The organism is Polaribacter cellanae, assembly GCF_017569185.1.
Classification (GTDB): domain Bacteria; phylum Bacteroidota; class Bacteroidia; order Flavobacteriales; family Flavobacteriaceae; genus Polaribacter; species Polaribacter cellanae.
Map to the genome: position 1 here is coordinate 2,071,194 of NZ_CP071869.1, position 24,469 is coordinate 2,095,662.

Genomic DNA, 24,469 nt, shown 5'->3' on the forward strand with positions numbered 1-24,469 from the left:
TAATATGTTGCGAATTTAATAATAATTATTATTAAATGACTATTCTATGTATTTTATTGCAAGCATTCTACTTCATAAAACTTTGTTAAAAGTAAAAATTGCAAAAAAATGTTTGTGAATTTAAAAGAATGCATTAAATTTGCATCCGCTAAGAAGCATTGGCCTATGGTGTAATTGGTAACACACCGGTTTTTGGTACCGACATTCAAGGTTCGAGTCCTTGTAGGCCAACTTTAAACCCTCTTAATCGATTGATTTAGAGGGTTTTTTAATTTTTTACTTCCGATTATATCCCGATTTATTTAATTCCGAAATTTATATTTAATTCTTTCTTAAAATGTTCTATAAATCTATAATAGAAACAAATTTAAAGAAAAAAATCTCAAGATTATTTTCTAATCTTGAGATTTTAAAATTTTTCTATTTTTTTACAATTTATTTTTTATCCAAACCCTCTAAATATTTAACTCCATTTTTCAACCTTTCTACTTTTATTTTTTCTAATCCAATATCTTTCATTAAGATAATTTGGTTTTTAAGAAATTCTTTTTCTAAAGATTTTTCTTTGTTTAAATAATAATAAATACCCGTTGTGCATTTTGATTTAGTATAAAAAAGTTGTCCATATTACTGATAATCAGTAAATTGATTTAACTACAAATCATTTACAATGAGCAACTTAAACGCAAATTATGAAAGAATACTGAAAGTTTTAAGAAAAATATCAAAAGAACAGCTTTTAATCTATCAAAGGAGAAAGCTTAAAATGAGCGATTTAGAATTGATTAGTTTAAGTTTAACTGCTGAATTTATGGGAATTGACAGTGAAAATGATTTATTTAGAAACCTTCCTGAGTCATTTTTACTAAAAATCGAAAGAAGCGTTTACAATAGAAGAAGGAGAAATTTATTTGAGCACACAAACAGTATTCGTTTAAAATTAGCTTCCTTCTTTAATGATTTTGAAAATTATTTCGTGATTGATAGTATGCCCTTAGAGGTTTCTAAGTTTTCAAGAAGTGCACGTTCTACAGTTTGCAAAGAAAATATTGAAAACGCACCAAATAAAGGATTTTGTGCCTCACAAGGTTCGAAATATTACGTATATAAATTACATGCGATTTGCTCTATTAGTGGGGTTTTTAAAGTATTGATTTAAGTCCAGCATCTGTACATGACATCAACTATTTAAAGGATATCAAAGATGAAATTAGTAATTGTACTTTAATTGGAGATCGTGGTTATTTATCGGCAGAAATTCAGTTAAACTTATTTGAAACCTGTAATATAAAATTGAATACTCCAATGAGAAACAATCAAAACAACTATAAGAAACAACCTTATATCTTTAGAAAAAAAAGAAAACGAATAGAAACTTTATTCTCACAGCTCTGCGGCCAATTTATGATTAGAAGAAATTATGCAAAATCTTTTGATGGATTTAAAACCAGAGTACTGTCGAAAATAACTTCTTTAACAACTATACAATACATCAATAAGTTTATTTTTGATAGAAATATCAATAACATTAAAATTAGCATAATTTAAAATGCACAACGGGTATACAACTAATTTAATCGAAAACTTAAATGGTAAAATTAGAAAATATACAAAAAACAAACTCTCTTTTCCAACAGACGATGCTGTGATGAAATCAGTTTATCTAGCAGTAAGAGAAAGTACTAAAAAATGGAAAATGCCATTTTGAAATTGGGGCATTATTTTAAACCAATTTTTAGCTATATTTGAAAACAGGATTAAACTATAAATAATTTAACCCTGAATTTTTAAACTTACACAGTTTTTTGGATAGTGTCAAGTTTTTCTTTGAAACAATTTATTTTTGAATTCGAAAGTAGTTTGTTTTTGAAAAAAATCTAAATAAAATTGAAATGCCTCATCGCACAATTTTTCAAAAGTTTCGGTAGGTAAATATCTACATTTATTCATCTGTTCTTCAAAATCATTATTAAACTTATTTAGCAGCTCATATTCAAATACTTGTTTATTAATGGACTTTAAAAAAATGTAGGTACTTCCAATTCTTTTTTTAAAATTTTCATCAACAGTAATGATTTTTAATTTATTAATTTCTTCAAAAATTGTCCAAATAAAAAATCCAGCAAGTTTACCAACTCCCTGATTGGTTAACCAATCAGGGAAATTTATATCCATATGATATATAATTTCCTCGAGTAAATAAGGATTGGACTCTTTTAATTTTCTTAAACGAATATCTTCATTTTTAATAGCTTCATAAAACTCTTCTTTTGTTTGCATTTGTATTGTTGATTTAATTTTTCTAATTGTTTTTGTAAGAAATTGACACTGTTATCAGTAATTAATTCATTATTTTTTTGACTTTTCAGTTTAGTTTTGTTCTTCATTAAAGAATCTATTTGCCTTGTATTAAACTTTTCTACAACACTTTTATTATCAATAATTTTAAAAACTATCTTGTTGTTTTTAGTTGTAACAAACTAGGGAATTTCAGATCTGTATTCATTATTTCCAATCACTCTATCATCTAATCCAATAGTTATATTTGTGTTGTTTTTATACATATACCCCTTAAAAAATTTTCCAGCTTCCTTAGTCGAACTATTTACTACTTCAAAATTTAAAGTATCATTTTTTAAAAAGATTTTTTCTAAACGTAAGTCGATATCTTTTTTTACAATTTTAGTACGTGAACCAACCTTTTCTTTTAGGAAAAAGTTAAAATTCATTTCCCCTTGTATTTCATCCAAATTATTTTCTTCTTTTAAACTTAGTTTTATTTTAAAGATAAACCTGCTTCCCTATTTCTGATATTTTTTTAGTTCTAAAGTAGGTTGTAATACCGTAGTCATTAGGAATGTCTATGTAAGTAATGACATAAAAAGTATAATCCCCTTTAAAGGATTCTATTTTACTTGTACAAGAAGTATGTAATTGAATTATCCAGAGAAAGAAAAGAATATATTTTTGCTTCATAATGTTGTCTAAATTCAAATATTATTAAAATAACGCATACATGAGTTTAAATAAGGTATAATGTTTTTTAATTTTTACCATGTGATAAAAATAAAAGAAGAATTATTTATTAAGGCCTTTGGTTTAAACTTAAAAGGCACATTCAGAAAATAGGTTATTTTTAAAAATGCAGCTAAAATTGCGGGCATAATTATTTAAATTCTACCCTCAATTTTTGTTTTAAAGCTGTTTTAAGGGTTCAGTTTCTTAAAAATTTCCCAACAAGACATACCTCTCCCATAAAACTATATTCAATGCTTCAAATTTAGGCTACTTGTTGTGCTGTTTTAGCTATTTTTCTTCGGCCAATTTCAAGAGCATTCCCTGTGTGTATTCCAAAGAATATCCATAGAATTTCATTCTTTTTAGTTTTGGCTTTTATTTTTCGTAAGTGATAATATTCTTTATCCTTTCCAAAATAACCTTCTAATCTTGTAGCTCTTTCTTTTGCGATAATAGCTCTAAGTTGCTTTTTTTCTTTATGATTTTTCGGCTTTTTTCCCTTGGGGATAAAGTCTGTTTCTATGTTCTTAGAACTACAGTGTTTTCTATTTTTATTGGTGGCATAAATTTTATCTGCTCCAGCTATTTTTACTTTTTTTCGAGTTAATCCTTGTGCTTTTTGGACTGTTTGAATAAAACGATTTCCTTCATGAAATGCATTAAAGTTAATATGTTCGATAAAGCTAATTCCATCAATTTGAACTTTGTTAACTTTTGCTCCAAATTCAACAGGTTTTACTTCCTTTCCTCGAACAATAGGACGAATATAATCCTTTTGAATGCTTACAATTCTATCTTTGATTTTTTCTCCTGTATCAAAATGATCTTTTTGTTGTTTGTAAATCCTTTGAATTGTATTTATTCGCTTATAATACAAAGCTATAAACTCAATATTGTGATTTTCTGACAACTCTTTTTCAAAGTTGATAAATTTACTTAACAGATTGAGTAAACCTCGGGTTAATGAAATACGTTTCGACTTGGTTTTTCTTCGCATTTTACTAAATCCTTGATAACGTTTTTTCCACTTGATATATTTACTTCTAATCATTTTAACCCCTAATATAGAGCAGGTTTTACGTAATTGATTGTACAACCAATGAACCGACTCCCAAAGTAATTTTTGGATGCTAGGGTAACGAACTTCACTTTCATAACAAGTAGCATCCATTACAATTTGATTGGGGTTTTCAATTTCGTTTTTCCAAGAGTTGAATAGAATTTTTTCTATGGAATTAATATCGAGTTTCTCTGCTAATTCACAACGTATTTGGCTCACTATTTTATAGTTTGTTAAACGTTCAAAACCTAGTTCTATATCACAGAAAAATTGATAGTCTAAATTCGAGTTTAGTTGCTCAATCAATTTTCTATCTGAACAATTAGCATAATGTTTTAAAAACATTAAACCTAGTCTTCCTTTAGGACTAAAAAGATAGTTTCTCCCTTTTGATTGTTCAGAAATACCAAAAGAGCTAACTAAATCATTCCAAGGAATTGCAGAGTAGATTTTACCTAAATCTCCCTCTAAAAATCGCGCATAATGAGCATCATAATTCTCGCTGAGGGGAAAAAATTGAAATGCGGTGTTGCATTTCAGAAATTCTTCGTACTTTCATAATTGTCGAAATTAAAACCCCGTTTTTTGCCTATATTGGCCATTTTCGGGGTTTATTATAGCTACAAAATACAACAAATCCCTCGTAAAAACAAGGGATGCGTTGTTTTATGAAAGCGCCTTAAAAAAACATAGGAAAATGTCTTGTTTAACACAAGAAGCACTTGCCTATGATTTAGATATTCCTGTTTCTCAAATTGGAAGAATTGAAAGAGGGGAGATAAATACAACAATTTCTACCTTATTGGCAATCTCTAAAGCTTTAAATAAAAAGGTTGAAGATCTTTTTGATTTTGATTATTAACTATCTTTTTTAGCTTCTTCTAATAAGGAGTTTAATTGTTTTCTAAAATTATCGGGCAAATCTTTTTTTAATAATGATTTGAACGCTTTATCATGAAATGTATCGTTTTTGCTATCGACATAGCTATTGTATCTAATTGTAGAGAATATGATAACAGATGTTAGAAAAATAGTGAATAGATACAATTGCCATTTAATTTTACCTTTGAAAATAATTTCTTGAGTTGTTTTTAGTGGAAACTTAGACATAATACCTTCAAGGTAACTGTGAATAGCTTTGTAGATAGTTATACTGCTTTTTACCTCTTCATGTAGTTTATCATGTTTTTCTTCAAAACTTTTAATTTTAAGTAAAGTCATTTTACAAACACTAACGACATCGTTACCTATTTTGTTGTTTTTTATATCCCGCACATCATTTTTAAGGGTTTTAAAATCTTCATGTTGTTTTTCTAATTGTAATAAAATTTGTTTTGTTTCTAAATTTTCCATTATTCTTATTATTTAAATTAAACTGTTTTGTTTTTTATACTGTTTTTTTAAAACTTTAGCTATTTATAGTTCTTGTTTTAAGTTATTATCCTGATCTATTGATTTATCAATGTTTTGTAAAATTTTCTTAGTAATACCAGATAAACTATACCCTCTACCTACTGCACTCCCTTTTATTTTAGCCCCATTTTTCTTATAAACCTGAGTTCGACCTAAGGATTTAGCAAAAAAGAGCTAATTGTGCTGTACTTTCTGTTTCAAATTTAATAGATGGTTTCTTTTCTTGAAAAGAATAAGCAATAAGGCTAGCTACTAAATTTGTGATAAAATTACTAAAACTTCTATGTCTAGAATGTTCAGCTTGGGCGATATTTTTAAGTTGGTCATTAATTGTTTCTATAATTGATCTTTTACGCAGTAAAATTTTGTCACGCATTGTCATTAGTACATTTTTCATATTATTTTTAATTCCAGTAACTAAATGCAGTCCGTCTTCAAAAAGTAATTGAGTGATTTCTTTTGAAATATACCCTTTATCTGCGTATAAACTTCCTACAATTTTTTTTAAAAAATTGTCTTCTTTGATTGGTGTTCTATCGTCTACATTGGCTTGGGTGATGATAAAGTTCAGAATATCACCTTTATCATTTACTAATAGATGTAATTTAAAACCATGGAACCATCCCATGGTAGACTTTCCAGTAGTCGCAATTCCTTTAAAGACTTTATTATTTTTAATTCTCTTTTTGTCACACACTCTCAAAGGAGTTGAATCTATAAAGGATATCCCTGTACATTTACCCAAACAACAGGTTTTCATAAACACTATCAAAGGAAGCATATTGCTTTGCATTAGCTCAACAAAACGATTATAAGAAACTGTCTCAGGGAATTCATCAGTTAAATGCTTTTGAACATAGAAAAGGTAAAAATGTTTGAATGTTCTAATATTACTTGTGTGAAAAAGAACAGTTATGGTTAATATTTCACTTGTGGACATTTTAAAAGAACGATTTCTTTTCTTTTTTCCGCCTGAAATCGTTCTTTTTTGTAAAGCAGGCTCAAAAACTTGACAAAAATCGTCAATATCACAAAAAATTGTAGTAATTTTATCTATAGAAATCATAAGTAGAATTTTAGTTAAAAATTTGATATTCAGCATTTAAATATACTAATTTTCTACTTTTTTTACAATAAAAAAATAGGCTTTCTTACGTCGAACTCAGGTTATAAATAAAACTCACACCTCGTCCTTTTAAAACTTTATAATTATAGATTGCCATGATTTCTATAAATTGTTGGAAGGATCTTGAAGCTAAAATTGCAGCATCAATGTCTTCTTTAATTTTTTCAATAGAAGTGTTTTTATTCTTAGTACTATAATTAGATATTTGCTCTAAATCATAGATTTGCTCAATTTTCCGACATATTTCTCTTGCTCTTAAATGGCTAAACGAATCGGATAAAATTGAACCATCATTCTTTACTTTGTTTAAAGCAATGTGTAAATGAGGGTGTTCACGATCATAATGTTGATACGTAATGCTCATGCAATCATTTGCATTAAAAGCTTTAATAAAATCTTCCGAAATGTTTTTCATTTTAAAAGAGTTTATTTTTTCACTTTTAGGAAACGATAACACAATATGCATTAGGTTTTTTGTACATCTATTATTTAGTGACTGTGTTTTTTTAAACTCTTTAACCACTTCTGTTATCTTTAAATTAGGTAGTATATTGTTAGAAGTAATTACCTGATTATCTTTTGTCGTTATGTATTGTAAAAGTTTTAAGCATCCTTTACCACTACCTGTTAATATTTTTGCGATCATAATAATTATTTATTTTTTCAAGAGATAGTTTTATGTGATAAATCGTTTTTTCTAATGATATTTTTTCAGTAAGTTTTAAAGTCTTGTTGTACTTAATTAAAGTCCATAAGTTCTTTCCTATTATACCTAATTCATTTTGAAGCTTCAGCGTGTTTTTATCTGGTAAAGCTTGTATGTATAATTTTTTATTTTCAATTAAATGAATTAGGTAGCTGGAAATAGAAATGTTGTATTTCTTTTTTAATTTTAATAACTCTAACTTTGTTTCAGGAGTAACTCTAAGATATATGCGTTCAGTTTTTTTTATAGAACTCATACCTATTTATCTGTAATTGAATTGAAAGATTTTCTAAGAAGCATTTCTTCAATATCTATCTGATTAAAGAAAACCCTTCCACCGATACGAATTGGAGTTAAGTCTCCTTTCTCAATCCAATTATATAAAGTAGGCCTGGTGGTTTGAAATAATTCAACCAATTTGGAAATCGTATATAGATTTAACTCTTTTTTAGGAGCTAAGCTTTCTTTTGAATCCAATTTTTCTTTTAGAAATTTAATAATGGAATTGGATTCATTTTCGTTTTTGTTGTCTAATTTTAAAGGTGTAAATTCTCTAATCCCTTTTTCATCAATAATTAATAGTCTCATTATATTCATTATTTAGTGTTATTTGACAACAAAACTAATAGCTATACTTTATGGTAATTAATGGTAGCGTACGTAAATTTTATGTACGCTACCAGCAATTAATTAACAATCTTTTACTTCATTATATATTCTTTTAAAAGATTTGTAAGCTAAGGGGTTTTCTAGAATCCACTCAGATCCCAAAATGATTTTAGAAATTGCCTCTAAGTATTTGCTTTTTCTTTTAGCATTACTAATGTTTACTTTCTTATCTTTAGTAAGTGTTTCATATAAATTGCAGGGATATTGAGGATGTATTTTATCTACAGTTTCAAATTTTGAAATATCCCTATTTTTGATGTTTAAGTAAAAACGAACCCTAGTTTTTTTTATAACATCATAATAATCTAAGATACTTCTTCTACGATCGTTTTTTTCAAGTAACATTTCTTCAATTACTGCAATAGCTCCTATTCTTATAGATATCGTATTTAATTCTCTGTACTTTTTTTTATCATATAATTGTAATAGAATTTTTAAAAGTTCTTTAGTTTTCATGCAATTTATAGTTTTGCTTGTGTTCAAGGTGGTAAGGTCTTTTGTGAGTGCGGCAATTGCACTTTCATTTTCTATTATTTTTAGTAGTTCTTCTTTCATGATTTATAGTGATAGACCATTGTCCATGTCATTTTGGTTATTTTTATCAATTTTATTACTTAAATCATATTTTATAAATATGTTTTCAATTATTTTTTCTTGAATTTTTTGTATAAAATTTAATTTTCTCTCAAAAAATAAAAAATTCTCTTTTATATCTAAACAAAAAAATAAAGACCTCATTTCATTTTTCTTATAATGTTCTTTTAGAAACAAGTTGCAGTTATATAGTAATTTCTTTATGGCAATATTATCTATATCACAATTCTTATGTATCAAGTCTAAAATCACTTCTTTAAATTTATTCTCAGGAATAGATCTTATAATTTCAGAATTAGTAAGTTTCAGTTGATTTTCGAAAGGTCGGATGATTAAAAAAGTTATTTCTTTCATTAAGTAGTATCCTAACTCAAAATTTCTGATAAGACTAATATCATCGATAAATACCTTTTGAATAAAATTGTTTAAAGAGGGGTTCGCTTTAATGTTCAAATTATAATCCGTAGACTTTAGTTTTAAAAGTAAACTACGTAAATCTTCATCTTTTTTGTTTTTTTTTAATTGAATAAAATAGTACATGTATTTTTTAATTGTTCCAAGTATGTTTTCATCAGATTTCAATATCACATCGAATCTTATCTGGGCTTTTTTAAGATCTTCTGAAGGTTTAAATAGTAGTTTCATTGTTGATAAAGAGGCAAGGAAATTTATAGATCCTTTTTCAGATAAAAATTTCTTTTCTTCTTTCGGAAAAACTAAATCTCTCTCTTCTGTAATTAAGTCGATTTTTTGTCTAGTATCGACAGGTAGAATATTTATCATTTGATTTTAATTTTTGAAGGTTTTTTTAACTTTTACATTACGATACTCAAACACCAAATTCTTTTTTATAGAACTTTATGGTTACTAATTTCACTAAAACATCTTTTAGAGTATTCTCATTTGAATAAGTATTTTTGATTTTAGCTTTCGAAATAATTTGCTCACTTTTTTATTGATTAATAGGCTTCATTTATGAATTTTAATTTATTATATTTCCTTGTTTTTTATGTTAAAATTTCACGGATCTTCTATTATTAAATTAGGAATTAAGTAGTTTATTGAAAAATTACGAACATGCTGATTTTAACCGTTAAAATTTATGGTTATAATAAGTTATAACATTTTATTTAAATAAAATAAATTAATTTTAAATACCTATTATTTAGAGTATTAAAATTATTTAAGAAGAGTTTTAAGTATTGTTATTAGTTTTTTTGAGCTCTGAATTTTGAAAATTTTACCAGGAGCTAATGTCTTTTATTGAAAATTTTAAGATTATGTTTTTATTAAATGATATTATCATTTTTTATTTAAATTTAATGAATTAAGATTTTTATTAAATATATGATAATTAGAAATTGACGCAAATTTTTAAATAAAAGCGATATCATTTATTTGGCACATTATATCTTTATGAGCTGATAAGCGAATAAACAAGTTTGGAAATGGGAGGTACGTACATTTACACAACTTGCTAACCTCAAAAGAGGATAGTTAGTTACTTAATGGGAAATAAAATTTTTAGATAGATTGTGACTCGGCAGATTTGCGAGCAATCATTTTTAGGATGTCTTGGTGTCTAAAAAAACGCGACCACCAATTTTTACTGGTATAAGATCTCCGCGTTCTATCCATGAGTATAATGAGGGTCTTGTTGTAAGGAGCTTTAAAAGAGAAGTAAATGTGTGTAGTTCTAATTCTTTAGTGACTGGTTCTTTTTTATCTTGATTGATACTTTCTTTTAAAAGTTCAATTATAGATTTTGAATCAGTTTTATCTTGTGGGTTTGGATTAGCTTCGATAAATTCTCTAAAACCATTTTTGTCAATAATTAATAGTTTCATCGCATACATTATTTTATGTTATTTGACAAAACTATTGCAAGAATGTATACTAAATTGCTACTCATGAACATAGAAAAAGTGTACGCATGTAGCTTTAGATTAACAATTTTTTACATTATCGTAAGTTTTTACTAAAGTTATAACTACCTTTTTATTTTTTTAAATCCAGCTACTTCCAGATATAATTAGTGCTATAGCATCTTTGTAAGTCCCTTTTTTTCTACCATTAAATCTGTTTATTTTAGAATCATTTGTATTGGAGTCATAAAATCTACAAGGATATTGAGGCTGTATTTTCTGCACAGTATCAAATTTTTGCATCTCTCTATTTCTTAACTCATCTGGAAACCTAACTTTTGCTTTAATTATTATATTATATGGTGGATTATCTCTATTGGGTTCATTTTTTTCGATAATCATTTCTTCAGTTATTGCAATCGCTCCTATTCTTAAAGATATAGTATTTTTTTTCTGTAATTTTCTAATCCCATAATAGCAACAGCTGCTTTAGAAAAGTAAAGGGCTGTGACTGGATCTATCTTTTTACCTTTGGTTGATAGTATTAGTTTTAATGCTTAGTGAGAATAAAAAATCTCTCATTCGGTTTTCTTTGGAGTCATATATAAACTCATTAGTTTTGTATATAAAAACTTTACTTTCTACATCTTTAAAATTAGCTTTAGTAAATTCTGTTTCGATTAAATTAATCATAACTTTTTTCAAAATTTTCCTTTTCAATTTTTTGAATAACTTCATAAGGTTTTAATTTAATTTTTGGAATCTGATTTAATTTATAACTTATTCTTCTCATAAGATATCTCCCAAGTTCTTCGTTTCGTAAAACACTTATTTCATCAATAAATTTTCCTTTTACTAAAATTGAATTTATTTTTAATTTTAAAAAAGCTTTTCCTTGTTCAAACCGAACAAGTTCTTTTTCAGAATATAGCAAATTTATATCTTTATAATCTGGAATATATTGTAAGTAAACCATTTTGTTGTTTATTATTAAAATTATTGCTAAATTGGGTAATGGTACAGAATAGTTGATGATAAATTTCTAAAACATAAAATAGTTCTTTCTGACCTTGGTGGTTCAAATTAGTTGATGAAAAAGTTATGAAACGAGCTTGCGAACAACATTTAACCAAATAAATAAAATGCTAAATGAAATGTAAAAAGTGTAAGAGATTAGCCGTTAAAAATGGTAAACAATCAAATGGGAGACAACGATACTATTGTAAAAGTTGTAAATGTAGTTTTCAAAGAAGTTATATATAAAAGGCTTATAGGGAGAATACAGATAAAAACATTTATCTCTTCTTAAGAGAAAGTGTTGGAATAACTGCAACTGTACTGTGATTTCTTAATCTTAGTTATTCGTAAGCAACTCATTGACTATATAAAATCTGTATTAAGAAACTGTAAAGTTGCTTTTTACTTTCAAAATAAAATATAGATTCATAAAATTATGAATATTAAATTATCGAAAGATGACCAATAATTGTTATATATGATAATTATCATTTTTTTAAATTTATGAATTATATATTTTAGCAATTCTATAATGTAGAAAGATAATGTTTCTTTATTATTTTTATACTCTAGGAAAAGATTCTTTTAAAAAAGAAAATAAAAAATGATGTCAATAATAAATACAAATCTCAAAATTATATTAGTATTACAGCCTTGCTTGATACTTTCTCAAATAGCTTCTGAACAGTATCTCAATTATTAATATTTTTTTAGAAAATTTCCTTATTTTTGATTACATAAATAAAAAATTATGAAAAAAATAACTGGCTTTATTTTAATGCTACTAATCACCATTTTTTCAAAGGCTCAAACCCCACCTGTTCAATTGAATTCTTACGCACCTTCGTCTCCTAATATTGCTTCTCTTGGGAAATATGCAGATTATCCTGTAAGTTTAAATACTGGCACTGTTAACATTTCAGTTCCTTTGTATACCTTAAATACTTCTTCTATTACTTTACCAATCTCTATTAGTTATCATAGTTCAGGAATTAAGGTAAATGACAGAGCTTCGAGTGTAGGTTTAGGCTGGAGTCTAAATGCAGGAGGTGTTATTACTAGAACTGTAAAAGGGAGTCCTGACGGGTATGTTGATAGACCACCAGCCCCAAATGCTGTTGATTATCAGTATTTTGGAGACCCTTTAGCAATGACAAATGACCCAAGATGGATAAACCCAAATGCTAACCCTTATTGGTTTAGTCTATTTATCGATGAAAACTATATGAGTCCAAGTGAGTTAAATAAAAAAATCTATTTAGATAAACTTGTTAGGTTTAAAACAAAAGATGGAGAACCAGATAAATTTATTTACAATTTTAATGGTAATGTTGGAGGTTTTTTTTTAGATGGAATACCTAGAAAAGTATATTCATCTTCTTATGAAACAGTGAAAATTGAAGAAAATATCAATAATTATGATGGGGGGGACATCAGCATAACTACTCCAGACGGTATATTGTATAAATTTGGTAAAGATTTTCAAGGAAATTCTGTAACAGAAAAAACAATTCCTTCTAGTTCTACTCAATCAGGTACAACTAGTTACATAAATCCCAACTACATTTCTTCTTGGTATTTAACTGAGATTGTTTCGGCGAATAAATTAGATACAATTAGTTTTAAATATAAGAGTTACTCTAATCCTGAAAGTTTTTTTTCACAAGGATTTAGTAAAATAATAGACGGTTATCAATTAAGTTCTGATGTAAGTTCAAATACTATTGGCGATTGTACTGCTTTAAAAGTAAATTACTCAGGTGTAAGTAGAGAATCTAAATATTTAAAGGAAATCTTATTTAAGTCTGGAAAAATAGTATTCAACTCTGTTAAAGATAGAGAAGATAGTGCTGAATACAGATTATCAAGCATTGAAATTTATAATAAAATTAAAAATACCTATAGTAAAATCAAAAGTATAATTCTAGACAATAATCATTATTTTAATAGGACTACATTTGGGAACTTTATAGAACCTTTAAGTAGTAATGCACCAACCAAATCTTTAAAATTAAAAGAAATTGTCTTTAACAGTAGTAATAATGTAGAAGAAAAAAAATATTCATTTAAATATAATTCTGGACAATTACCTAAAAGAAATAGCACTGCTCAAGATTATTGGGGATATTATAATGGAAAAACATCCAATAGTTCTTTAGTTCCTGAAGCCACATATTATAAAACTCCTTCATGTTTTAACCAAACGTTCACTTCAGATAGAAAAGCTAGTTCAGTACATATGAAAGCTGCAGTGTTAGAAGAAATAAAGTACCCAACAAAAGGAATTGTTAAATTTGATTTTGAACCCCATTATGCTAAAGATGGAAACAATGTTTCAATTCCAGTTGGAGGTTTACGCATAAAGTCTATAAAACATTTTATTAATGATGTTACCGACATCCCTTCTCTGATAAAAAGATACACCTATAATGGAGAAGCTTACGCAGGGGATGGAAAAATGCTGTACAAATACGATAATAATAAAACTCAATCAGTCTCTATTCCTGGTAGCCCTTTTTCTGGTGGTGTACGTCCTTCTTATAAATATGAAAATTACAGTTCAGACCCGGTTGATATAAAATCTAATAATGGCTCTCCAGTAGAATACTCTAAGGTCACAGAATTTAATAGTCAACAAGGAATATCAGGAAAAACAGTTTACAATTATAAGCCTTCTGTTTTAGATTTTCAAGGGCTACCTATACTTCATACTCCGTATCCAAATGTTGAACTATCTTTTTACCCTCAATGGCAACAAGGAAGATTAGAATCAAAAGAAGTTTACAGTTATGAAAACAATGCTTATTCACTAGTTTTAAGACAGAAAAATCTTTATACAAATCTAAAACAAAAGATAATTAAAGCTTTAAAAGCACAGGTCTATGTTCAAGATTCTAATGAAGGAGGGTTAGGAATTGTTGCCTTTAATTACAATATACTTTTAGGTAAAAGCGCTATTCATAAAACAATAACTGAAAAATATAAAAATGGTCAATTAGTTATATCTTCATCATCAGATTATGAATATGAGCAAGAACACTTTTTGTTAAAAAAAGAAATTAGTAATACGAGTGTTATCAATAATAAAATTGAAACTCAATATGAATACCCTCATACGATTGAAAATACTTCAGCGGTAACCAATAAGTTAAAAGATAATTTTATGTTAGTACCAGCTATACAAACTAAAATGTATAAAGATAAAGCTGGATTAAAAAAATTACTATCTGCTAACTACATTGTTTATAAAGACTGGGGCAATAATGTTATTCTACCTAACTTAGTCCAAACTGCAAAAGGAACAAGTACATTTGAAGACAGGATAGTTTATCATGATTATGACGATAAGGGAAATCCTACAGAGGTTAGCAAGAAAGATGGTTTAAAAATTTATTATGTTTGGGGTTATCAACAAACAAAACCCATTGCCAAAATTGTAGGATACACTAGCTTCACTTCCGCTCAACAATTAGCTATAAACAATGCAGTTTTAGCGTCAAATAGTGATACTAGTAGATGTTTAGACTCAGAGAGTTGTAATGAGAAAACATTACGAGAAAAGTTAGGTTTAGTAAGAGCTTTGCTCCCCAACGCTCAAGTTACTACATACACTTACGACCCTTTAATTGGAGTTACTAGTATTACAGATCCGAGAGGCTATACGATGTACTATGAGTATGATACCTTTAACCGCCTAAAACAAGTTAAAGATGCTGCTGGCAAGATATTAACTGAGAATGAATATAACTATAAAAACTAAGATATGAAAAAGCTACTTATATTGTGTTTGACACTTTTATTTTTTAGTTTTATTACAAGCGCCCAAGATACAAACTTAACCGTTTTTGATGATGACCCTGTGGTACCTATTGGACCAGGAGGCCCTGGGGGTCCGGGAGATCCAGCAACACCTATTCCTATCATTTCTGGTCTTACTTCTGTTAAAGTAAATGATATTAAAACGTACTTGCTAAGCCCCGCTCCTGCCATAAACTTAAATCAAAAAGGTATTTGGGCAGTTACCAAGGGGGTTATTTTAAGTCAATCCAATACAAATATTCAAATAAAATGGACTGCCTCTGGGAGTGGGTCGATAACATATTTAATTGTAGACAAGCAATTTGAAGAACTTATTTTTAAAACAGTCTCTTTAAACGTTGTTATAGGGTCATCTACTGGAAGTTCAACACCAAATCCAACACCGAATCCAACAACTAACTTAAGTAACGAGAATTACATTTACACAATAACACCACGAAAAGCAACCACAGATGTATCTGGTCTTTCAAATGATGAGAAAATTGAAAATGTCACTTATTTCGATGGTTTAGGAAGAGCGAAACAATCTATAGCTATAAGAGCTGGAGGGCAAAAACAAGACATTGTTACTCATATCGAATACGATGCATTCGGGCGTCAAGCAAAAGAATATTTACCATTTGCAGCTACAACTAATAATGGACTTTACAGGACAGGAGATTTAGCAACCACTACAAATCACTATTACAAAACAAAATACGCAGAAGATTTTGCAGGAGTTACAGTACCTAATACAAATGCCTACTCACAAAAAGTATTTGACAAATCTCCGTTAAACCGAGTTTTAGAACAGGCAGCTCCAGGAAAAGATTGGAAAGTGGGCGCTGGGCATACCATACAATTTGAATATGCTACCAATACAGCTACAGAGGTAAGACAGTATTATGTGACCACTACTTTTTCAAACAATACTTACACTCCTACTTTACAATTAAATACATCTATTAATTCTGGTTATTACAAAGCTTCTCAATTATACAAAACTATAACCAAAGATGAAAACCATACTGGCACCACTAAAAATCATACTACAGAAGAGTTTAAAAATAAACAAGGTCAAGTTGTTTTAAAAAGAACTTATGCAGATATCGATTTAAATGGAGATGGAGACACTGCTGATACTGGAGAGCAACAGGCTAAACATGATACGTACTACGTATATGATGATTTTGGAAACTTAACCTATGTTTTACCTCCTAAAGCAGAGGCAAACACATCTAAACCAAATTCAACAAAATTGTCAGAATTATGTTATCAATACAAATATGATCATAGAAATCGTTTGGTTGAGAAAAAAATACCAGGAAAAGGTTGGGAATATATTATATATGACAATTTAGACAGACCTGTGCTGACTCAAGATGCTAATCAAAGAACGCCTAAAAAATGGTTATTTACCAAATACGATCAATTAGGTAGAGTTATATATACAGGAATTTATACACATGCTTCTTTGTCAAGCAGGACAAGCATGCAAACAACTTTTAAAAACAAAAGTGAAGCTCAAAACTATGAGACAAAAGTAACATCAGGAACAGGTTACAGTGGAACTTATTACTCGAATAGCGATTTTCCAAATTCAAATTTAGAAATATTAACTGTAAGTTATTATGATAATTATACCTTTAATAGAGCTGGCGCTGGAATATCTGTCACCACAAATGGCGTTACATCAACAAGTAATGTAAAAGGACTGGTTACTGGAAGTCGTATAAAAATCTTAGATACAAACCCAGCAAAATGGATTACAACAGTAAGCTATTACGATGCTAAGGCTCGACCAATATATACTTACTCAAAAAATGAATATTTAAACTCCTTAGATATTGTAGAGAGTAAATTAGATTTTGTAGGAAAAGTTATAGAAACAAAATCTCATCATTCTAAAACAGGAGATAATATAGCCTCTACAATAATTATTAAAGATGATTTGACATATGATCATATGAATAGACTAAAAAAGCATAGTCAAACCATTGGGACACATACCGAGACGATTGCGGAAAATACCTATGACGATTTAGGGCAACTGATAACTAAAGGAGTTGGAGGTGAATCTAGCAATACTAATAGATTGCAAATGGTAAATTATAAATATAATGTTAGAGGGTGGCTGAGAGGTATCAATGACAATAATACCAGTAATGCTTCAGTTTCACTAGCATCAGGAGATTTATTTGGCTTTGAAATTAACTATAACAGCCCAAGTACAGGAGGAACTGCTTTATATAATGGGAATATAAGCCAAACCTTATGGAAAACAACAAGTGCTAACCCATCTGGAAACACGATTAGTAATAAATATTCATATTCTTACGATGCTTTAAATCGAATTACAAGTGCAAATGATAATACAGGAAGATATGATGTTTGGGGAATTGTGTATGATAAAAATGGAAACATTAAAAATTTAAAAAGAGATGGTCATTTAAATTCTTCCTACACTTCTTTCGGACAAATGGATAACTTAACATATTCTTATGACAGTGGAAATAAGTTAATGAAAGTAAGCGATGCACTTGCAAATGATCAATTTGGCTTTAAAGATGATGCCCTAAATAATACTGCTGATAGCTCTAATGATTACAGTTATGATGCTAATGGAAATATGTTAACAGACGTAAACAAAGGAATAACCTCAATAAGCTACAATCATTTAAATTTACCAAAAAGTGTTACCTTAGCAGGAGGAACAATAACTTACAAATATGATGCAACTGGAGTAAAACAAAGTAAAGTAGCTGATGGGAAACTCACAGAATATGCTGGAAATTTTATTTATAAAAAAATAGGTACTGGAACTAAAACGTTAGAATTTTTTAATCATGCAGAAGGGTATGCTTCTCCAAATGGAACTTCTGGAAATGTTTGGAAGTATGTGTATCAGTATAAGGATAACCTCGGAAACGTAAGGCTCTCATACTCTGATAGTAATAACGATGGAGTTATACAAGCTAGTACAGAAATCCTACAGGAGCGAAATTTCTACCCTTTTGGACTTGAACATAAAGGGTATAATAATGTAGTTATTGGTTCTGAAAATAATCACAAAACTTTCCACGGACAGCATTTAGATAGAGATTTAGGTTTAGACTGGCACTTCTATCGATATAGAACTTATGACCGCACAATTGGAAGGTTTTTACAAATAGATCCATTAGCACCTGCGTATGAGTATAACTCTACATATGCATATGCGGAAAATAATGTTACATCTGGTACAGATTTAGAAGGTCTTGAATTAAGTTTTGATTTAGAAGGAAATAAAGCTACAGCTCATAGAGGTGGTTTTGCTACTTGGACTAAAAAGACACATACACTTCAAGAGATAAGAAGTATTATGAATCAAAGGAAGGCACAGATAAAAGCACTCCAAAAGAAAATAGCTAGTTTACCTACAAGAAAACCAGCAGTTATCAAAGATGGTAACATATCTTTAGCAGAGTTTGGTATGCGATACCCTCAATCTGGTTATAGTCTTGCTAATAGTCTTAATGCAGGAATAAGAGAAGCTACTTTAGATGTTGCAATGGGTGGTGCAATAGTCCAATTGGGACGTCTTTATAGAAAGGCAAGTTCTGTATGGAATATGAATAGATTTACAAGAGGTAGGTCTATTGAAAATATGCTTGGAGCTAACACCCAATGGGCACGTAACTTTCCTGTAATAGATAAAATAGTTGATGGTGTAGCAACAAGTATCAAAAGTATGGATTTGGGAGCTAAAAGTTACCAAAAAGGGAATAAAGTATTTAATACATTGAAAGGTTATATTGATAAATTAGACGGTTTTAGTGGTGCTGCTTGGGGTAATAAAGCAACAGGTACGTTTGCAGATATACAAAAAGGTAGAGATTTTACTAGTAAATCTTTAGAATTAGCTGTAGAAACCGGAGCAGGAAACACAAAACAATGGGAGCAAATACAAAAAGCAGTTAATTACGCTTTAGATAAAAACATCAATTTTACTATTAAATTTATTGATTAATGAAAGAAATTAAAAGTGCTAATATTTTAAAATTTAAAGATGGTAAAACAGTAGTTTACCCATTAAGAACAATAAAAGATTCAGGTAGTTACGCAATACCTCCTTTTATTGTAGATTATAATATAACATTTTTAGAGTTAGCAGAAGTATTAAAAAAATCTTTAAATTATAGTGAAATCGGGATACAACCACCTAGAGATTCAGAGTTGTTTTTCCATAAAGACAATGTAAAAGTTACAGGCATAAAAAATGTTAAAGACCTTCATAAAGACAGTATGAATATTAGTACTTATATCAGAGATAACTATATACATATCACTCCTTCAGATAATCAGGGTACTCGAAAAGGTTTTAGGTATGATTATGATGGAAGAATTAGTATTCCGATAACTTCAACTCTTGAAAAATTAGCAGAAGCTTTAGAGCAAGCTTTTGTAAAAAGTAAATAAAAAGAGTATTTTTCATAAATATTAATGAAGCTATAACTAAATGCAGTTATAGCTTTTTTTATGATTATTACTCAATATCTTTAAGAACGTTTTTAAGGGTAGATTTAAACTTACGTTTAGAGATAAAAGCATCAAGGATAGTAAAGATAGTTTTTTGTTCCTCTTTTGTAAGCGTATCAATTAAGGTAACACGTTCTATAAGCGTTTTATTAAGTGAATTAATCTCTTTTAAATCGTTTGTGTCTGTAAATAATTCAGCCATAGTAACCCCTAAAGCTTTAGCAATCTTCTCTACAGTAGAAATAGAAGGGTCAGTTTTACCATTTTCAATTCTACTATATTGAGCAGCTCCCATACCAATAGCAGAAATCACTTCTTTTTGAGAAAGCCCTTTAGCTTCTCTCATTCGTTTAATGTTATCACTAATCATAATAGTATTGCTTAATGCGATAACAAATCTACGTTTTACAGCTTTATTTATCAATTTAATATATTTTTATTGAATTATATTTGCTTAATAAGGCAAATATAAATAATTTTGTTCTATTGATAAATAAGGCAAAAAATAATTTATATGTTAGATACTACCAACACAAATAACTACAGCTACACAACAAAGCATTTAGAAATACACATTTTAGGCGGTATTAGAACTAATAAATTAGAAAGCTTACGAGTAACATTATCTATCCAAAAAGTAAAACAACATCAAATTTTAAGACAAAGTATAGATTTATACAATGATAATCAAGTAGAGAAATTTATACGAAAAGTAGCAGAACGATTAGAAATAGGTACAAGCGTTATTAGAAAAACATTACAAGAATTAACACACGAATTAGAGAACTACAGATTTTTACTCATTAGCAATGAGGAGCAAGCAAACAAACCATTTGTAAAACAGCTCTCGGCTTCCGAGGAAAAAGAAGCTATTAGTTTTTTAAAAAAGGGGAAATTGCTAGAGAGAACCAACGAGTACATCAACAAGAGCGGCGTAATTGGCGAAGTCAATAACCGCCTTTTGATGTACTTAATTTTTACATCAAGAAAAACCAACAACCCATTACACTGTATTAGTTTAGGAAGTTCTGGAACAGGAAAAACACATTTACAAAGTAAGATTGCAGAACTCATTCCAGAAGAAGATAAAGTAGAAATTACAGTATTATCAGCCAACGCATTTTATTATTTTAATAGAACAGAACTACAACACAAACTTATTTTAATAGAAGATTTAGACGGCGCATTATCAGTACTCTATCCATTAAGAGAATTACAATCCAAGAAAAGAATTACCAAAACAGTTGTACATAAAGATGCGCAAGGCAATACAAAAACCATCCATTTAACAGTAGAAGGTCCAGTAAGTGTAGCAGGTTGTACTACACAAGAGAGCATTTACGAGGATAACAGTAATAGAAGTTTTTTACTGTACATAGATGAAAGTCAAGAACAAGATAATCGAATAATGAATTATCAGAGATTAGCAACCTCAGGTAAATTAGATGAACAATCAGAATACAAATCCAAAGAAATTTTAAAGAATGTACAGCGAGTATTAAAACCTATAAAAGTCATCAATCCTTTTGCAGAATATTTAGAGCTTCCTCAATTAGTTTTTAAACCAAGACGTACAAACTCACACTACTTGCAATTTATAAACGCCATTACATTCTATAAGCAATATCAAAGAGAGAAGAAATATAATAAAGATACTGGAGAAGAATATATAGAAACTACCATAGAAGATATTGAAGAAGCCAATGAATTAATCACAGAAGTATTATTACGAAAATCTGATACCATTACAGGAGCAACAAGAAACCACCTAGAAAACTTAAAAAAGTATTTACAAGAAAATAAGCAAACTACGTTTACCAGTTCAGAAATCAGAAGAAATTTAAGAGTAAAAGAAACTACATTAAGAAGATACAACAAACAATTATTAGCAGAGAGTTATATTAAAAAAGTAAAAGGTAAAAAAGGGCAATTGTATCATTATGAAATTATTGACATAAACGAATATAAAGAACTTAAAAATCAGATAGACAAAGCATTACACGATTGTATTGCTAATATCAACCTCGCTACTTCGTCATAAGTTCGCCACTATAAAAATGGCGAAGTTAAATAACTGGTTAAAAGAAATTTAATTCTACCTCGCCACCAAACTCTAAAAAAGGTTAAGAGATGAAAAAATTAAAGTTAAAAAATAGTAGTTATAAAGCATTGGTAATTAATTACAAAGAATGGTTAGACATATTAGGTTTTACAGAAAAGAGTGTTTATAGTTATCCACGATTTTTACAAGAGTTTTTTTATTATTTAGAACAACATCATATTAATAGTGTAGAAAATATTACAAGAACCATAGTTAAAGAATATTACAAAGAATTACAACAAAGACCCAATCAAAAACGAAGTGGTGCATTAAGTAAAAGTTCTCTAAACTCACATCAAAATGCGTTGCGAAAATTTAAAGAATACCTACAAAAACATAGTGCAAAAAATATAGCTATCCATTTAAAACCAGAACGTATAAATCGATTAGAAATTATTAATATCCTCACACAAGAAGAAGCAAAAGAACTCTTTAAAGCAACCCAATTTAGCAGTCCATTTACACACATACAACAAAGAGATAAAGCAATGTTAGTATTATTATATAGTTGTGGTTTACGCAGAAATGAAGCAGTACAATTAAATATCAAAGATGTGCTTTTTGATAAAGAAATTCTACACGTTAGAAAAGGAAAAAATTATAAAGAAAGATTAGTACCTATCAATTTATACAACTTGGAAATACTAGAAGAATATATTTATGATGCAAGAATACAGTTTAAAGATTATAGAGAAAGTGAAGCCTTATTAATAGGAAATTACGGAACACGTTTAGAAGGAAATACATTAGCAAGTAGATTAAGAGCAATTGTAAAAGCAACGAACAATCAAGAAATTATTGACAAGCGTATCTCTCCTCATAGATTACGTCATTCTATTGCGACACATTTTTTAGAAGCAGGTATGAACATTGAAGATATCAAACAATTTTTAGGTCATAGTCATTTAGAAACAACACAAATTTATACGCATTTAGTAAAGAAATTATGAGTTATAAAGAATACTTACAAAAAGAACAACACAGTACAATTAGCATACAGCGTTATGTTTGGAGATTAACCGATTATAAAAATTGGTGTAAAAACAGCAATTACAATCCACAATTAATAGACTATAAAACTTTACTACAATACATCAAATATCTACAAGCCAAAAACTGGAAACCAGAAAGTGTAAACAATCAAATACGAGGCATCAAATATTATTACGATTATTTAATAGCAAAAAACATAAGAATAGACAATCCTGCTGAAGATGTGAAAGTAAAACGAACAAGAATTAAAGTATTAGCAAATCTATTATCCACAGACGAATTAGAAGATTTATATTACAGTTATGAAACCGAAAATATTAACGATTTTTATTTTACAGCAACAGCTAAAAGAAATAAAGTAATTACAGGTTTAATTGTTTATCAAGCTTTAAATAATGGCACATTAGCAAAATTGCAAGTAGATGATTTACAGTTATACAAAGGTAAAATAGATGTTCCAAGTACCAAAAGAAGCAACCCAAGAACCTTACTATTAAAACCTTGGCAAGTGATAGAATTAATGGAATATATTAATGAATATAGACCCAAAATACAACAACATATAAAACTATATAACGATACTTTATTCCCTCTAAATACCAATCAATTTAATACAATATTGAACAGTATTATAAAAAAGTTAAAACAGATTAATTACAAAGTAGAAAACTTACAACAACTACGAGCAAGTGTGATTACAGATTGGTTAACAAAGCATAATATTAGAGAAGTACAACAAATGTGTGGTCATAAATATATTGGATCTACAGAAAGATATCAGCAAGATAATTTAGAAAATTTACAAGAAGCTATTACAAAGTTCCATCCAATAAATTAAAGATAACAAAGCTTCGCTTGTTCGTTCCTCACAAGCTCGCTAAAAATCCAGTAGGAATGGAAAGAATCCCCACAAAACAAAATCCATATTTTTACAGAAAAAGTAAAAAACCTCTGTCTTTTGTTTTGTTCCGCTCGCCACCACTTCTATAGTTTTTATGTCACAGTTTTTGAAAGCCAACGCTAAATACAGCACTTTGTAAGTTGCTCGTTCCTCACAATCACAAAAAGCTGTTATCCACGCTAAACCCCAAAAACTCCGCCATAAAAACTATCCCAAGCTATCTTTACATAATTGGCATTATAAAACTGCCTACATCAGCCACCACATCACCAAAGCCGTTGTTATAATGTAAATTATGTAAAATATCCGCTCTGCCCACGCTTTTTGCCACCACTTCTGCCAATGCCTCACTACAGCCAACGCCTTCGCACTACGACATCTTTAATTTTTACTACGTAAGCCCACGCTCCGAATTTGCATAAAAAAACTTCACAAAATCCTCACGTAGTCCAAGTGTTCCTACGCTCACATCTTTGCTCGTTTTTGTATACAACTCGTTCCTTGTTGTGAAGAACAAGTCATTTTAAAAACATAGGATTCTCTGCCACATCATCCGCCCCCAAATCCTATGTTTTTAAAACGTAAACCGATTGATGAAAACACTATCGTGTGAAACTACGGAAACTGGTCAGCTTATTTTTTAAATAAATAAAAAGTGTGTAGTTCCTTTGTTTACAGGAGAAAAACAGC

22 protein-coding genes, 1 tRNA gene and 2 pseudogenes are annotated in these 24,469 nt (G+C 28.8%); 11 read left to right on the top strand and 14 right to left on the bottom strand.

Going from position 1 to position 24,469, the window contains the following annotated elements; genetic code table 11:
- Positions 1–159 precede the first annotated feature (159 nt).
- From J3359_RS09115 to J3359_RS09125, 3 genes and pseudogenes are all read left to right on the top strand, one after another.
- Positions 160–231 (top strand) — tRNA-Gln (locus J3359_RS09115).
- A 439-nt stretch (positions 232–670) separates the two neighbouring features.
- Positions 671–1,548: pseudogene (locus tag J3359_RS09120) on the top strand (IS982 family transposase).
- Between the two features lie 13 nt (positions 1,549–1,561).
- Positions 1,562–1,708: pseudogene (locus J3359_RS09125) on the top strand (transposase); the annotation flags it as partial.
- A 107-nt stretch (positions 1,709–1,815) separates the two neighbouring features.
- Here J3359_RS09125 and J3359_RS09130 read toward each other — a convergent pair.
- The 3 genes from J3359_RS09130 to J3359_RS09140 form a co-directional block, all read right to left on the bottom strand.
- Positions 1,816–2,280 (bottom strand): hypothetical protein, encoded by a 465-nt coding sequence (locus tag J3359_RS09130; RefSeq protein WP_208076618.1) that lies wholly within the window; start codon positions 2,278–2,280, stop codon positions 1,816–1,818.
- A 200-nt stretch (positions 2,281–2,480) separates the two neighbouring features.
- Positions 2,481–2,750 (bottom strand): hypothetical protein, encoded by a 270-nt coding sequence (locus tag J3359_RS09135; RefSeq protein WP_208076619.1) that lies wholly within the window; start codon positions 2,748–2,750, stop codon positions 2,481–2,483.
- A 530-nt stretch (positions 2,751–3,280) separates the two neighbouring features.
- A complete protein-coding gene (locus J3359_RS09140) occupies positions 3,281–4,618 on the bottom strand; it encodes a transposase (RefSeq protein WP_367890397.1) in 1,338 nt (445 codons plus the stop codon).
- A gap of 121 nt (positions 4,619–4,739) precedes the next feature.
- On the opposite strand from J3359_RS09140, the gene J3359_RS09145 reads away from it, so the two are divergent.
- Positions 4,740–4,940, top strand: coding sequence for a helix-turn-helix transcriptional regulator (locus J3359_RS09145; protein WP_302850173.1), 201 nt, complete (start codon positions 4,740–4,742; stop codon positions 4,938–4,940).
- On the opposite strand, the gene J3359_RS09150 is transcribed toward J3359_RS09145, so the two are convergent.
- The 10 genes from J3359_RS09150 to J3359_RS09195 form a co-directional block, all read right to left on the bottom strand.
- Complete coding sequence (locus J3359_RS09150; protein WP_208076622.1) at positions 4,937–5,431, bottom strand: hypothetical protein; 495 nt, start codon at positions 5,429–5,431, stop codon at positions 4,937–4,939. The two genes, J3359_RS09145 and J3359_RS09150, sit on opposite strands and share 4 nt — an antisense overlap.
- A gap of 220 nt (positions 5,432–5,651) precedes the next feature.
- Positions 5,652–6,557 (bottom strand): IS982 family transposase, encoded by a 906-nt coding sequence (locus tag J3359_RS09155; protein ID WP_437440098.1) that lies wholly within the window; start codon positions 6,555–6,557, stop codon positions 5,652–5,654.
- A gap of 85 nt (positions 6,558–6,642) precedes the next feature.
- Complete coding sequence (locus tag J3359_RS09160; protein ID WP_208076623.1) at positions 6,643–7,263, bottom strand: relaxase/mobilization nuclease domain-containing protein; 621 nt, start codon at positions 7,261–7,263, stop codon at positions 6,643–6,645.
- Positions 7,238–7,579: a plasmid mobilization protein gene (locus J3359_RS09165; protein ID WP_208076624.1), complete on the bottom strand. Its 342-nt coding sequence runs from the start codon at positions 7,577–7,579 to the stop codon at positions 7,238–7,240. Before J3359_RS09165 ends, J3359_RS09160 begins: the two co-directional genes overlap by 26 nt.
- 2 nt (positions 7,580–7,581) lie before the next feature.
- A complete protein-coding gene (locus J3359_RS09170) occupies positions 7,582–7,911 on the bottom strand; it encodes a helix-turn-helix domain-containing protein (RefSeq protein WP_208076625.1) in 330 nt (109 codons plus the stop codon).
- A 102-nt stretch (positions 7,912–8,013) separates the two neighbouring features.
- Complete coding sequence (locus tag J3359_RS09175; RefSeq protein WP_208076626.1) at positions 8,014–8,547, bottom strand: hypothetical protein; 534 nt, start codon at positions 8,545–8,547, stop codon at positions 8,014–8,016.
- 3 nt (positions 8,548–8,550) lie between these two features.
- Positions 8,551–9,369, bottom strand: coding sequence for a hypothetical protein (locus J3359_RS09180; protein WP_208076627.1), 819 nt, complete (start codon positions 9,367–9,369; stop codon positions 8,551–8,553).
- Between the two features lie 782 nt (positions 9,370–10,151).
- Positions 10,152–10,433 carry a hypothetical protein gene (locus J3359_RS09185; RefSeq protein ID WP_208076628.1) on the bottom strand — a complete coding sequence of 94 codons (282 nt, stop codon included), beginning with the start codon at positions 10,431–10,433 and terminating at the stop codon, positions 10,152–10,154.
- A 159-nt stretch (positions 10,434–10,592) separates the two neighbouring features.
- Positions 10,593–10,853 carry a hypothetical protein gene (locus J3359_RS09190; protein WP_208076629.1) on the bottom strand — a complete coding sequence of 87 codons (261 nt, stop codon included), beginning with the start codon at positions 10,851–10,853 and terminating at the stop codon, positions 10,593–10,595.
- A 283-nt stretch (positions 10,854–11,136) separates the two neighbouring features.
- Positions 11,137–11,427: a hypothetical protein gene (locus J3359_RS09195; protein ID WP_208076630.1), complete on the bottom strand. Its 291-nt coding sequence runs from the start codon at positions 11,425–11,427 to the stop codon at positions 11,137–11,139.
- Between the two features lie 173 nt (positions 11,428–11,600).
- On the opposite strand from J3359_RS09195, the gene J3359_RS18580 reads away from it, so the two are divergent.
- The 4 genes from J3359_RS18580 (at position 11,601) to J3359_RS09210 (ending at position 19,724) form a co-directional block, all read left to right on the top strand.
- The gene (locus J3359_RS18580) at positions 11,601–11,714 is read left to right on the top strand and encodes an IS1/IS1595 family N-terminal zinc-binding domain-containing protein (RefSeq protein WP_437440099.1); all 114 of its coding nucleotides are present in this window, start codon (positions 11,601–11,603) and stop codon (positions 11,712–11,714) included.
- 505 nt (positions 11,715–12,219) lie between these two features.
- A complete protein-coding gene (locus J3359_RS09200; RefSeq protein WP_208076631.1) occupies positions 12,220–15,228 on the top strand; it encodes an RHS repeat domain-containing protein in 3,009 nt (1,002 codons plus the stop codon).
- 3 nt (positions 15,229–15,231) lie between these two features.
- Complete coding sequence (locus tag J3359_RS09205) at positions 15,232–19,275, top strand: DUF6443 domain-containing protein (protein WP_208076632.1); 4,044 nt, start codon at positions 15,232–15,234, stop codon at positions 19,273–19,275.
- Positions 19,275–19,724 (top strand): contact-dependent growth inhibition system immunity protein, encoded by a 450-nt coding sequence (locus J3359_RS09210; RefSeq protein ID WP_208076633.1) that lies wholly within the window; start codon positions 19,275–19,277, stop codon positions 19,722–19,724. Before J3359_RS09205 ends, J3359_RS09210 begins: the two co-directional genes overlap by 1 nt.
- A gap of 67 nt (positions 19,725–19,791) precedes the next feature.
- On the opposite strand, the gene J3359_RS09215 is transcribed toward J3359_RS09210, so the two are convergent.
- On the bottom strand, positions 19,792–20,208 hold the full coding sequence (locus tag J3359_RS09215; protein ID WP_208076634.1) for a helix-turn-helix domain-containing protein: 417 nt from the start codon (positions 20,206–20,208) through the stop codon (positions 19,792–19,794).
- A 90-nt stretch (positions 20,209–20,298) separates the two neighbouring features.
- On the opposite strand from J3359_RS09215, the gene J3359_RS09220 reads away from it, so the two are divergent.
- The 3 genes from J3359_RS09220 (at position 20,299) to J3359_RS09230 (ending at position 23,716) form a co-directional block, all read left to right on the top strand.
- Positions 20,299–21,825: an MTBMA_p00010-related P-loop-containing protein gene (locus tag J3359_RS09220; protein WP_243765888.1), complete on the top strand. Its 1,527-nt coding sequence runs from the start codon at positions 20,299–20,301 to the stop codon at positions 21,823–21,825.
- A gap of 89 nt (positions 21,826–21,914) precedes the next feature.
- Entirely contained in the window at positions 21,915–22,835 is a 921-nt protein-coding gene (locus J3359_RS09225) for a tyrosine-type recombinase/integrase (RefSeq protein ID WP_208076635.1), read from the top strand.
- Positions 22,832–23,716: a tyrosine-type recombinase/integrase gene (locus J3359_RS09230; protein ID WP_208076636.1), complete on the top strand. Its 885-nt coding sequence runs from the start codon at positions 22,832–22,834 to the stop codon at positions 23,714–23,716. Before J3359_RS09225 ends, J3359_RS09230 begins: the two co-directional genes overlap by 4 nt.
- The last annotated feature ends 753 nt before the right edge of the window (positions 23,717–24,469 follow it).

Bases quoted from the DNA above. Each gene is read 5' to 3' on its own strand.
- J3359_RS09130 (WP_208076618.1), bottom strand. From the start codon at position 2,280: ATGCAAACAAAAGAAGAGTTTTATGAAGCTATTAAAAATGAAGATATT.
- J3359_RS09150 (WP_208076622.1), bottom strand. From the start codon at position 5,431: ATGGAAAATTTAGAAACAAAACAAATTTTATTACAATTAGAAAAACAA.
- J3359_RS09155 (WP_437440098.1), bottom strand. From the start codon at position 6,557: ATGATTTCTATAGATAAAATTACTACAATTTTTTGTGATATTGACGAT.
- J3359_RS09160 (WP_208076623.1), bottom strand. From the start codon at position 7,263: ATGATCGCAAAAATATTAACAGGTAGTGGTAAAGGATGCTTAAAACTT.
- J3359_RS09165 (WP_208076624.1), bottom strand. From the start codon at position 7,579: ATGAGTTCTATAAAAAAAACTGAACGCATATATCTTAGAGTTACTCCT.
- J3359_RS09170 (WP_208076625.1), bottom strand. From the start codon at position 7,911: ATGAGACTATTAATTATTGATGAAAAAGGGATTAGAGAATTTACACCT.
- J3359_RS09175 (WP_208076626.1), bottom strand. From the start codon at position 8,547: ATGAAAGAAGAACTACTAAAAATAATAGAAAATGAAAGTGCAATTGCC.
- J3359_RS09180 (WP_208076627.1), bottom strand. From the start codon at position 9,369: ATGATAAATATTCTACCTGTCGATACTAGACAAAAAATCGACTTAATT.
- J3359_RS09185 (WP_208076628.1), bottom strand. From the start codon at position 10,433: ATGAAACTATTAATTATTGACAAAAATGGTTTTAGAGAATTTATCGAA.
- J3359_RS09190 (WP_208076629.1), bottom strand. From the start codon at position 10,853: ATGATTATCGAAAAAAATGAACCCAATAGAGATAATCCACCATATAAT.
- J3359_RS09195 (WP_208076630.1), bottom strand. From the start codon at position 11,427: ATGGTTTACTTACAATATATTCCAGATTATAAAGATATAAATTTGCTA.
- J3359_RS18580 (WP_437440099.1), top strand. From the start codon at position 11,601: ATGAAATGTAAAAAGTGTAAGAGATTAGCCGTTAAAAATGGTAAACAA.
- J3359_RS09200 (WP_208076631.1), top strand. From the start codon at position 12,220: ATGAAAAAAATAACTGGCTTTATTTTAATGCTACTAATCACCATTTTT.
- J3359_RS09205 (WP_208076632.1), top strand. From the start codon at position 15,232: ATGAAAAAGCTACTTATATTGTGTTTGACACTTTTATTTTTTAGTTTT.
- J3359_RS09210 (WP_208076633.1), top strand. From the start codon at position 19,275: ATGAAAGAAATTAAAAGTGCTAATATTTTAAAATTTAAAGATGGTAAA.
- J3359_RS09220 (WP_243765888.1), top strand. From the start codon at position 20,299: ATGTTAGATACTACCAACACAAATAACTACAGCTACACAACAAAGCAT.
- J3359_RS09225 (WP_208076635.1), top strand. From the start codon at position 21,915: ATGAAAAAATTAAAGTTAAAAAATAGTAGTTATAAAGCATTGGTAATT.
- J3359_RS09230 (WP_208076636.1), top strand. From the start codon at position 22,832: ATGAGTTATAAAGAATACTTACAAAAAGAACAACACAGTACAATTAGC.